General features: G+C 74.4%; 7 protein-coding genes. All 7 read left to right on the top strand.

What is annotated here, in order from left to right:
- Positions 1 to 306 precede the first annotated feature (306 nt).
- The 7 genes from ACZ63H_RS08685 to ACZ63H_RS08655 all read left to right on the top strand — a co-directional run bounded on the left by ACZ63H_RS08685 (position 307) and on the right by ACZ63H_RS08655 (position 10943).
- Positions 307 to 1176: a Cgl0159 family (beta/alpha)8-fold protein gene (locus ACZ63H_RS08685; RefSeq protein WP_469863238.1), complete on the top strand. Its 870-nt coding sequence runs from the start codon at positions 307 to 309 to the stop codon at positions 1174 to 1176.
- 7 nt (positions 1177 to 1183) lie between these two features.
- Entirely contained in the window at positions 1184 to 2002 is an 819-nt protein-coding gene (iolB, locus tag ACZ63H_RS08680) for a 5-deoxy-glucuronate isomerase (RefSeq protein ID WP_469863083.1), read from the top strand.
- Complete coding sequence (gene iolD / locus ACZ63H_RS08675; RefSeq protein ID WP_469863082.1) at positions 1999 to 3879, top strand: 3D-(3,5/4)-trihydroxycyclohexane-1,2-dione acylhydrolase (decyclizing); 1881 nt, start codon at positions 1999 to 2001, stop codon at positions 3877 to 3879. The genes iolB and iolD overlap by 4 nt, the downstream gene beginning before the upstream one ends.
- A 16-nt stretch (positions 3880 to 3895) precedes the next feature.
- Complete coding sequence (gene mmsA, locus ACZ63H_RS08670) at positions 3896 to 5398, top strand: CoA-acylating methylmalonate-semialdehyde dehydrogenase (protein WP_469863081.1); 1503 nt, start codon at positions 3896 to 3898, stop codon at positions 5396 to 5398.
- A gap of 400 nt (positions 5399 to 5798) precedes the next feature.
- Positions 5799 to 7280 carry an APC family permease gene (locus tag ACZ63H_RS08665; protein WP_469863080.1) on the top strand — a complete coding sequence of 494 codons (1482 nt, stop codon included), beginning with the start codon at positions 5799 to 5801 and terminating at the stop codon, positions 7278 to 7280.
- A gap of 163 nt (positions 7281 to 7443) precedes the next feature.
- Positions 7444 to 10092 (top strand): alpha/beta fold hydrolase, encoded by a 2649-nt coding sequence (locus ACZ63H_RS08660; RefSeq protein ID WP_469863079.1) that lies wholly within the window; start codon positions 7444 to 7446, stop codon positions 10090 to 10092.
- Positions 10089 to 10943, top strand: coding sequence for an ABC transporter permease (locus tag ACZ63H_RS08655; RefSeq protein ID WP_469863078.1), 855 nt, complete (start codon positions 10089 to 10091; stop codon positions 10941 to 10943). Before ACZ63H_RS08660 ends, ACZ63H_RS08655 begins: the two co-directional genes overlap by 4 nt.
- Positions 10944 to 11059 lie beyond the last annotated feature (116 nt).

Genomic DNA, 11059 nt, shown 5'->3' with positions numbered 1-11059 from the left:
TCCGGCGGCCGGGGTGCCGGCTCCCGTACCGGGGAGGGCGCGGGCCCGGAGGCAGGGGTCACGACGCCCGCCGGACCGGCGCCCGGCGAGGGTTCCGGCGGCCGGGGTGCCGGCTCCCGTACCGGGGAGGGCGCGGGCCCGGAGGCAGGGGTCACGACGCCCGCCGGACCGGCGCCCGGCGAGGGTTCGCCCGGCGGGCCCGCGGCCGGCGAGGGGCCCGGCGGTCACCGAGCCGTCCCCGCCGTCCCCGCCGTTCCCCGTGGGGGCGCCGCGGGACCCCCGTGCGCCGAGGTCGACGTCGCCGAGCTGGTGCGGATCCGTGCCCGGCATCCCGAGGCCGTCGCCGAGGCCGCCGCCCGGCGGGCGCGCAGGCCCCTGCTGGGCGAGAGCGGCCGGCTGGTGATCGTCGCCGCCGACCACCCGGCGCGCGGTTCCCTCGGCGTCGGCGACCGGCGGCTCGCCATGGCCAACCGCGCCGACCTGCTCGGACGCCTGTGCCTGGCGCTGTCCCGGCCCGGAGTCGACGGGGTCCTCGCCACCGCCGACATCCTGGACGACCTGCTGCTGCTCGGCGCCCTGGAGCACAAGGTCGTCATGGGCTCCATGAACCGCGGCGGACTGCACGGGGCCAGCTTCGAACTGGACGACCGGTTCACCGGCCACCGCCCCGAGGACATCGAACGGCTCGGCTTCGACGCGGGCAAGCTGCTGCTGCGCGTCGACTACGCCGACCCCGGCTCCCTCGCCACCCTGGAGTCCGCCGCCCGCGTCATCGACGCCATGGCCGCGCGGCGGCTGCCGGTGTTCGTGGAGCCGTTCATCAGCCGCCGCGGTCCCGGCGGCGAGCTGGTGAACGACCTGTCCGCCGAGGCGGTCACCCGGTCCCTCGCCATCGCCTCCGGCCTCGGCGGCTCCTCCGCCTACACCTGGCTGAAGGTGCCCGTCACCGAGGACCCCGACGACATGCCCCGGGTGATGGAGACCTCCACGCTGCCCGCCGTCCTGCTCGGCGGCGACGTCGGGGACTCGGCGCGGGACCGGGCCGCCGCCTACCGGAAGTGGCGCGGCGCGCTGCGCCTGCCCACCGTGCGCGGCCTGGTGGCGGGCCGCTCGCTGCTGTACCCGGCGGACGGCGACGTGGCCGCCGCCGTGGACACCGCCGTAGGACTGCTGTGAGGGGCGCATGACGAGCACCGACCTGCATCTGCCCAGGGGCGCGACCGCGAACGCCTGGTACGCCGTCGACATCGGCCCCGAGTTGGCCGGCTGGACACACAGCAGTCTGCGGGTCGTCGAGTTGGCGCCCGGTGGCAGCCATACGTTCACCACCGGCGACAGCGAGTGGATCGTGCTTCCGCTGGAAGGCGGATGTACCGTACAAACGGAGCAGGACGAGTTCCAACTCCTGGGCCGGGAAAGCGTGTTCGCGGACGTCACCGACTTCGCGTACGCACCCCGGGACGCCCGGGTCCAGATCGCCTCCGGCGCGGGAGGCCGCTTCGCCCTGGCAGGAGCGAAGTGCGAGCGACGACTCCCCGCCCGCTACGGCCCCGCGCCGGAGGTACCCGTCGAGGAACGCGGCAGCGGCACCTGCGCCCGCCGGGTGCGCAACTTCGCCGCCGCCGACGCCTTCGCGTGCGACCGGCTGATCGCCGTCGAGGTGGTCACCCCCGGCGGCAACTGGTCCTCGTACCCGCCGCACAAGCACGACGAGCACCGGCCGGGCGAGGAGTCCGAGCTGGAGGAGATCTACTACTTCGAGATCGACGGCCCCGACGGCCTCGGCTACCAGCGGGTGTCCCCCTCCCGGCCGGGCGGCGCGGACCTGCTCGCCGAGGTCCGCTCCGGCGACACCGTCCTCGTCCCCGACGGCTGGCACGGCCCGTCCATCGCGCAGCCCGGACACGACATGTACTACCTGAACGTCATGGCGGGCCCGGGACAGGACCGGGAGTGGCTCATCCGCTTCCACCCCGGCCACACCACCGGGGGGTACCGGTGACCACGGTCCGGCTGACCGTCGCCCAGGCGCTCGTCCGCTTCCTCGCCGCCCAGTACACCGAGCGGGACGGCGCCCGGCAGCGGCTGATCGGCGCCGTCTGGGGCATCTTCGGGCACGGCAACGTCGCCGGCGTCGGCCAGGCGCTGGTCGAGTACGCGGACGTGATGCCGTACCACCAGGGCCGCAACGAGCAGGCGATGGTGCACGCGGCCGTCGGCTACGCCCGCCAGTCGGCCCGGCTGTCCACCCACGCGGTGACCACCTCCATCGGCCCGGGCGCGACCAACCTCGTCACCGGCGCCGCCCTCGCCACCGTCAACCACCTGCCGGTGCTGCTCCTGCCCGGCGACGTCTTCGCCGCCCGCCCCGCCGATCCCGTCCTGCAGCAGCTGGAGGTGCCGTACGCGGGCGACGTGTCGGTCAACGACGCCCTGCGCCCGGTGTCGAGGTACTTCGACCGCGTCACCCGGCCGGAGGCGCTGATCCCGGCGGCCCTGCAGGCGATGCGGGTGCTCACCGACCCGGTGGACACCGGCGCGGTCACCCTCGCCCTGCCGCAGGACGTGCAGGCGGAGGGCTACGACTGGCCGGAGCGGTTCTTCGCCGAGCGGGTGTGGACGGTGCGGCGGCCCGGCGCGGACCCGGCCGAGCTGACCGAGGCGGTCGGGGCGATCCGCGCGGCCCGCCGGCCGCTGCTCGTCGCGGGCGGCGGGGTGCACCACAGCCGCGCCGAGAGCGCCCTCGCCGAGTTCGCCGGGGCCACCGGCATCCCGGTCGCCTCCACCCAGGCCGGCAAGGGATCCCTGCCCTACGACCATCCGCAGGACGTCGGCGGGATCGGCCACACCGGGACCGCGACCGCCGACGACCTGGCCCGCACCGCGGACCTGGTGATCGGCGTCGGCACCCGCTACACCGACTTCACCACCGCCTCCGGCACCCTCTTCGCACACCCCGGCGTCCGCTTCCTGAACCTCAACATCGCCCCCTTCGACGGCCACAAGCTCGCCGGACTCCCGCTGGTCGCGGACGCGCGGGGCGGCCTGGAGGAGCTGACCGAGCGGCTGCGGATGCACGGCCACCGGGTCGCCGACGCCTATGTCACCGAGTACACCGGGGCCAAGGAGCGCTGGGAGCGGACGGTCGACGCCTGCCTCGCGGCCCCCGACCCCGGCGTGCGCCCGACCCAGCCGCAGGTCATCGGGGCCCTCGACGCGCTGGTGGACGAGACGGACATCATCGTCAACGCGGCCGGCTCGCTCCCCGGCGACCTGCACAGGCTCTGGCGGACCCGGTCGCCCGACCAGTACCACCTGGAGTACGGCTACTCCTGCATGGGCTACGAGATCCCGGCCGCGCTCGGGGTGAAGCTCGCCGCGCCCGAGCGGAACGTGTGGGCGCTGGTCGGCGACGGCACGTACCTGATGCTGCCGACGGAGATCGTGACCGCCGTGCAGGAAGGCGTCGCTATCAAGCTCGTGCTGGTGCAGAACCACGGCTACGCCTCCATCGGCGGGCTGTCGGAGGCGGTGGGCGGCGAACGGTTCGGCACCGCCTACCGCTTCCGGGCCGGGGACGGCACGTACACCGGCGCCCCGCTGCCCGTCGACCTCGCGGCCAACGCGGCCAGCCTGGGCATGCGGGTGCTGCGCGCGGAAACGGTGGGGGAGCTGCGGCGGGCGCTCGCCGAGGCGCGGGCCGCGGACGTCCCCACATGTGTCTACGTGGAGACCGAAACGTCCGACACTGTGTCGGGCGCGCCGCCGGCCCAGGCCTGGTGGGATGTTCCCGTGGCCGCGACCGCGACCCGCCCGTCCGCGGTCGAGGCCCGTGAGCTGTACGAACGGCACGTCTCCACCCGACGCCGCCATCTGTGAGAAGGAGTCCCCGGACATGACGAAGATCGTCAACCACTGGATCGGCGGGAAGGCCGTCGACGGCGCGTCGGGCACCTACGGGCCGGTCACCGACCCGGCGACCGGCGCGGTGACCACGAAGGTCGCGTACGCGTCGGCCGAGGAGGTGGACGCGGCGGTCGCGGCGGCCAAGGACGCCTTCGCCGCCTGGGGCCAGTCCTCGCTGGCCCAGCGCACCTCCATCCTGTTCCGGTTCCGGGCGCTGCTGGACGCCCACCGCGACGAGATCGCGGAGCTGATCACCGCCGAGCACGGCAAGGTGCACTCCGACGCGCTCGGCGAGGTCGCGCGCGGCCTGGAGATCGTGGACCTGGCCTGCGGGATCAGCGTGCAGCTCAAGGGCGAGCTGTCCACGCAGGTCGCCAGCCGGGTCGACGTGGCCTCGATCCGCCAGCCGCTCGGCGTCGTCGCGGGCATCACGCCGTTCAACTTCCCGGCGATGGTCCCGATGTGGATGTTCCCGATCGCCATCGCCTGCGGCAACACCTTCGTGCTGAAGCCCAGCGAGAAGGACCCGTCCGCGTCGGTCCGCATCGCCGAGCTGCTCTCCGAGGCCGGTCTGCCCGACGGCGTCTTCAACGTCGTGCACGGCGACAAGGTGGCCGTCGACCGCCTCCTGGAGCACCCGGACGTCAAGGCCGTCTCCTTCGTCGGCTCCACCCCCATCGCCCGCCACATCCACGCCACCGCCTCCGCGCACGGCAAGCGGGTGCAGGCCCTCGGCGGCGCCAAGAACCACATGCTGGTGCTGCCGGACGCCGACCTGGACGCGGCGGCCGACGCGGCGGTGAGCGCGGCCTACGGCTCCGCCGGCGAGCGCTGCATGGCCATCTCGGCGGTCGTGGCGGTCGGCTCCATCGGCGACACGCTGGTGGAGAAGATCCGCGAGCGCGCCGAGAAGATCAAGATCGGTCCGGGCAACGACCCGGCGTCCGAGATGGGCCCGCTGATCACCAAGGCGCACCGGGACAAGGTGGCCTCGTACGTCGCGGGTGCCGCCGCCGAGGGCTGCGAGGTCGTGCTCGACGGCACCGGGTACACGGTGGAGGGCTTCGAGGACGGCCACTGGATCGGCATCTCGCTGCTGGACCGGGTGCCGACCGGCGCCAGGGCGTACCGGGACGAGATCTTCGGCCCGGTGCTGTGCGTGCTGCGCGCCGACACCTACGAGGAGGGCGTGGCGCTGATCAACGCCTCGCCGTTCGGCAACGGCACCGCGGTCTTCACCCGGGACGGCGGCGCCGCCCGGCGCTTCCAGCTGGAGGTCGAGGCGGGCATGGTCGGCGTGAACGTGCCGATCCCGGTGCCGGTGGGCTACCACTCCTTCGGCGGCTGGAAGGACTCGCTCTTCGGCGACCACCACATCTACGGCAACGACGGCACCCACTTCTACACCCGTGGCAAGGTCGTCACCACGCGCTGGCCCGACCCGGCCGACGCCCCGGCGGGCGTGGACCTGGGCTTCCCGCGCAACCACTGAGCCGGCCCGGTGCCCCGTCCTCCGCGTCGCGGCGGGCGGGGCACCGGCATGTCCGGATAGCGGACGCCTGACATTTTTTTGAAACGTTCGCTGCGGTTCCCGTGCAGTGCGGACGAAACGGGTGATGAAGGGGTTGCCGCAGCAGGGCCTTTGAAAGCAAGGTCACAACCGGGCTGGGCTTGATGGATGCACCTGTAGGGCGTAACGGCCTGGGAAAGCGATGCGCCCCACGGATAAGCGGAGCTGCGAATTCCGAAGGTAAACGGCCATTGACGTGGGGGTTTTCGCCGGGGTTCTATGCAGCGCCGGGAGTGGACGAGACCGAACATTCGACGATCCGCCGGAGGCGATAGCGCTCCCGAGCCCACCCTCACTCGCACCAGCCGATCGGAACCGCCGCATGACCGACACGCACCAGAAGACCGTGGCCGACGCCGCGACGGCCCCCGCCCCCGGGCTGAAGCGCTCCATCGGCGTCGTGGGCGGCACCCTGCTGACGCTGTCGTGCGTCACGCCCGCCTCCACGCTCTTCGTCGTGGTCCCCGACCTGTTCGGTTCCCTCGGCACCGCCACCGCCCTGACCATCGCCATCGGCTCCCTGCTCTGCATCGCCGTGGCGTTCTGCTACTCCGAGCTGGGCACCCTCATCCCCAGCGCGGGCGGCGAGTACGCCATGGTGTCGACGATGGCCGGGCGGCTCGCGGGCTGGCTCGTCTTCGTGCTCTCCCTGCTGGTCGTCATGATCGTGCCGCCGGTGATCGCGATGGGCACGGCGGACTACCTCGCCCCGATCGTCCACCTCGACCCGTCCATGACCGGCGCCGGCGTGATGCTGCTCGCCACCCTCGCCGGCCTGCTCGACCTGCGCGCCAACGCCTGGATCACCGGCGTCTTCCTCGTCCTGGAGGTCATCGCGGCCGGCGTCGTCGCCGTCCTCGGCTTCTCGCACGGCCACCGCGGGGTGGGCAGCCTGGTCTCCATGCAGGTGGCCGGCGAGCACGGCCACGCGGACACCGTGACGGCCATGCTGGTGGTCTCCGGACTCGCCATCGCCCTGTTCATCACCCAGGGCTTCTCCACCGCCGTCTACCTCTCCGAGGAACTGGAGAACCCGCGCCGCAACGTCGCCCGCACCGTCCTCGCCACGCTCGCCATCTCCACCGTGGTCATCCTGGTGCCGGTCGCCGCCATCACCCTCGGCGCCTCCGACCTCTCCGAGCTGACCGGCGGCGACATCGGCTCCATGGTCACCGCTTGGTCCAACTCCGCGGTCGGCACCTTCGTCAGCCTCTGCGTGGCCCTCGCCATCATCAACGCGGGCATCGTCATGGTCATCCAGAACTCCCGCGTGCTGTTCGCCTCCGCCCGCGACAAGGCCTGGCCCGGCCCGGTCAACACGGTCTTCTCCCGGCTCGGCCGCTTCGGCTCCCCGTGGGTGGCCACCCTCGCGGTCGGCGTCCCCGGCGCGGTGCTCTGCTTCGTCAACCTCGACACCCTCTACGGCGTCACCGGCGTCTCGGTGACCGGCATGTACCTGCTGGTCGCGGTCGCCGCGCTGCTCGCCCGCCGCGGCTCCCACAAGCACACGCCCGCCTGGCGGATGCCGCTGTGGCCCGCGGTGCCGGTCCTGCTCATCGCCGTCCTGGCCTACATCCTGACCCAGCAGGAGGCGAGCTACCTGCTGTGGACCGGCGGCATCACCGCCGTCGCCACCCTCTACTGGGCCCTGTACCTGCGGCCCCGCCGCGACACCCGCTGGCTGGTGTCCATCCCCGAGGACGCGCGGATCGCCGACCCCGTGGACACCCTGGCGACCATCCCGGCCCAGGCCGGCCCCATGGCCCCGGTCCCCGCGCCGGCCACCGGCGAAGCCCAGGCCTGAGGAACGCCCCGGCGGCGGCGCCGGCCGCCGCGGCCTGCCGGGCCCACGCGCCCCCGTACCGCGGCCGTGGTACGCGCCGGCCCCCCCCGTACGCCCCAGGGAGGGCCCGCCCCTCCCCCCGACGGCAGCAGCGGTCGCCGGCGCGGCCCCGTACCGTAGTCGCATGGATCTTCGACCTCGCGCACCGCGGACCCCGTGGCGCCGGCCGCGCCGGCTCGTGGCCGCCGTCGCCGCCGCCGTGGTCCTCGCCGGTGCCGGGACGTGGACGGCGGCCGTCGCCTTCGACGACCGCCCCGCCGTGCGCCGCAGCGACCGGGTCATCGCGGTCGACGGGGCACGCCTGGACACCTCGTACGTCACCCCGGCCGACGCCGGCCGCCACCCCGCCGTGCTGCTCGCCCACGGCTTCGGCGGCAGCAAGGACGACATGCGCCGGCAGGCCGAGGACCTCGCCCGCTCCGGGTACGCGGTGCTGACCTGGTCCGCGCGCGGCTTCGGCCGGTCCACCGGGAAGATCGGGCTGAACGACCCCCGCGGCGAGGTCGCCGACGTCTCCCGCCTCCTCGACTGGCTGGCGAAACGCCCCGAGGTACGGCTCGACAGGACCGGCGACCCGCGCGTGGGCATGGCCGGCGGCTCCTACGGCGGCGCGGTCTCCCTGCTCGCCGCCGGACACGACCGGCGGATCGACGCCATCGCCCCGGCGATCACCTACTGGAACCTCGCCGACGCCCTGCTCCCGCACGGCGTGTTCAAGAAGCTGTGGGCCGGCGTCTTCGTCAACAGCGGCGGCGGCTGCGCCCGCTTCCAGCCCGAGCTGTGCCGGATGTACGAGCGGGTCGCCGCGTCCGGCACCCCCGACGCGGCCGCCCGCGCGCTGCTCACCGAGCGTTCGCCGTCCGCCGTCGGCGACCGCGTCAAGGTGCCCACCCTGCTGACACAGGGGCAGACGGACTCCCTGTTCACCCTCGACCAGGCGGACGCCGCCGCCCGGGCGATCCGCGCGTCCGGCGCCCCCGTCGCCGTCGACTGGATCGCCGGCGGACACGACGGCGGCGACATGGAGACCGACCGGGTCGAGGCACGCACCCGCGCCTGGTTCGACCGGTACCTGAAGGGCGACGAGGACACCGACACCGGCCCGGCCTTCCGGGTCACCCGCACCGGCGGCGTCGACTCCACCGACGGCACGGCCCGGCAGCGCGGCGCGAGCGCCGCCACCTACCCGGGCCTGCGCGACCACCCGCGGGCCATCGCCCTCACCGGCGGCCCACAGCACGTCGCCAACCCGGCCGGCGCCAGCCCGCCCGGCGTCTCCGCGCTGCCCGGCCTCGGCGGCTCCGGCCTCGGCCGGCTGTCCGCACTCGGCGTCGGCCTCTCCATGGACTTCCCCGGCCAGTACGCGCGCTTCGACTCGGCACCGCTCACCCGCGACCTGCGGATCACCGGCACCCCGACGGCCACCGTGCACGTCACCTCCACCCGCGACGACGCCGTCCTGTTCGGCAAGGTCTACGACATCGGGCCCGACGGCGGCCGCCCGGTGCTGCCCGCCCAGCTCGTCACCCCCTTCCGGGTGACCGGGGCCAAGGCCGGCAAGGACGTCACCATCACCCTCCCGGCCATCGACCACGAGGTGCGCAGGGGCCACCGGCTCCGCCTGGTCCTCGCCTCCACCGACCTCGGTTACGCCTCACCGGCCGCCCCGGCCGGCTACACCGTCGCCCTGAAGTCGGACCTGAGCGTGCCGACGGCGCCCGAGGTCGCCACCGCCGCGGCCCCCCTGCCCGCCTGGGTGTGGTGGCTGCCCGCGGCCGGCGCCGTCGCCGCCCTCGCCCTGCTGCTCACCGCCCGCCGCCGCACCCTCGCCCCCGCCCCCGACCCGGACCTCGCCGAGGTCCCCCTCGTCATCGACGGCCTGAGCAAGCGCTACGCCGGATCCACCGACAGGTACGCCGTACGGGACCTGTCCTTCCGGGTGGAGAGGGGCCGGATCCTCGGACTGCTCGGGCCCAACGGCGCGGGCAAGACCACCACCCTGCGCATGCTGATGGGACTGATCCGCCCCGACGACGGCGAGATCCGCGTCTTCGGCCACGCCATCCGGCCCGGCGCGCCGGTGCTCTCCCGGGTCGGCGCCTTCGTGGAGGGCGCGGGCTTCCTGCCCCACCTGTCCGGCCGGGAGAACCTGGAGCTGTACTGGCGGGCCACCGGCCGACCGCCCGAGGACGCCCACCTGGACGAGGCCCTGGAGATCGCCGGACTCGGCGACGCCCTCGCCCGCGCGGTGCGCACCTACTCCCAGGGCATGCGCCAGCGCCTGGCCATCGCCCAGGCCATGCTCGGCCTGCCCGACCTGCTCATCCTGGACGAACCCACCAACGGCCTGGACCCGCCCCAGATCCGCGAGATGCGCGAGGTGATGATCCGCTACGCGGCCGGCGGCCGCACGGTGATCGTCTCCAGCCACCTGCTCGCCGAGGTCGAGCAGTCCTGCACCCACCTGGTCGTCATGGACCGCGGCCGGCTGGTGCAGGCCGGAGAGGTCCGGGACATCGTCGGCTCCGGCGACACCCTGCTGGTCGCCACCGCCACGCCCGTGGAGGAGCCGGTGGCGGAGAAGGTGGCCGCGCTGCCCGGCGTCGCCTCCGCCGTGCGCACCGGCGACGGGCTGCTGGTCCGCCTCGCACCCGGCGGCAAGGCCGAGCGGCTGATCGCCGAGCTGGTGCGGCTGGAGCTGCCCGTCGTCTCGGTGGGCCCGCACCGCCGCCTGGAAGACGCCTTCCTCACCCTGATCGGAGGTTCCGCATGAGCACGCTCACCGAGGTCGCCTCCGGCTATCAGGCGGGGCGCACCCTGCCGCTGCGGGTCGAACTGGTCCGCCAGCTCAAGCGCCGCCGCACCCTCGTCATGGGCGCGATCCTGGCCCTCCTGCCGTTCGTGCTGCTGATCGCCTTCGCGGTCGGCGGCGACCCGGGCGGCCGCAACAACCGGGTCACGCTGATGGACACGGCCACCGCCTCGGGCGCCAACTTCGCCGCCGTGAACCTCTTCGTGTCGGCGGGCTTCCTGCTGGTCGTCCCGGTCGCCCTGTTCTGCGGGGACACGGTGGCCTCCGAGGCGAACTGGTCCTCGCTGCGCTATCTGCTCGCCGCCCCCGTGCCCCGTGCCCGGCTGCTGTGGTCCAAGCTCGCCGTGGCGCTCGGGCTGTCCCTCGCCGCGATGGTCCTGCTGCCGCTCGTGGCGCTGGCCGCCGGCACGGCCGCCTACGGCTGGGGCCCGCTCCGGATCCCCACCGGCGGGGCGCTGGACACCGGGACGGCGGCCCAGCGGCTCCTGGTGGCCGTGGCCTACCTCTTCGTGTCCCAACTGGTCACCGCCGCACTGGCGTTCTGGCTGTCCACGGCGACGGACGCCCCGCTCGGCGCGGTCGGCGGCGCGGTCGGCCTGACCATCGTCGGCAACGTCCTGGACGCCGTCACCGCCCTCGGCCACTGGCGGGACTTCCTGCCCGCGCACTGGCAGTTCGCCTGGGCGGACGCCGTCCAGCCGGTCCCCGAGTGGTCCGGCATGATCCAGGGCGCCGCGCTGTCCGTCACGTACGCCCTGGTGCTGTTCGCCCTGGCCTTCCGCGGCTTCGCCCGCAAGGACGTCGTCTCCTAGCGGGCACCCCGGCACACAGGAGCGGGGGGGGGGGGGGGGGGGGGGGGGGGGGGGGGGGGGGGGGGGGGGGGGGGGGGGGGGGGGGGGGGGGGGGGGGGGGGGGGGGGGGGGGGGGG

The sequence above is a fragment of the Streptomyces sp. NPDC104831 genome (genome assembly GCF_055583025.1).
This window is presented reverse-complemented; position numbering and strand designations above follow the sequence as displayed.

What these genes read in the sequence shown, in the direction of transcription:
- iolB (WP_469863083.1), top strand. Translation starts at nt 1,184, where the DNA reads ATGACGAGCACCGACCTGCATCTGCCCAGGGGCGCGACCGCGAACGCC.
- mmsA (WP_469863081.1), top strand. Translation starts at nt 3,896, where the DNA reads ATGACGAAGATCGTCAACCACTGGATCGGCGGGAAGGCCGTCGACGGC.
- ACZ63H_RS08665 (WP_469863080.1), top strand. Translation starts at nt 5,799, where the DNA reads ATGACCGACACGCACCAGAAGACCGTGGCCGACGCCGCGACGGCCCCC.
- ACZ63H_RS08660 (WP_469863079.1), top strand. Translation starts at nt 7,444, where the DNA reads ATGGATCTTCGACCTCGCGCACCGCGGACCCCGTGGCGCCGGCCGCGC.
- ACZ63H_RS08655 (WP_469863078.1), top strand. Translation starts at nt 10,089, where the DNA reads ATGAGCACGCTCACCGAGGTCGCCTCCGGCTATCAGGCGGGGCGCACC.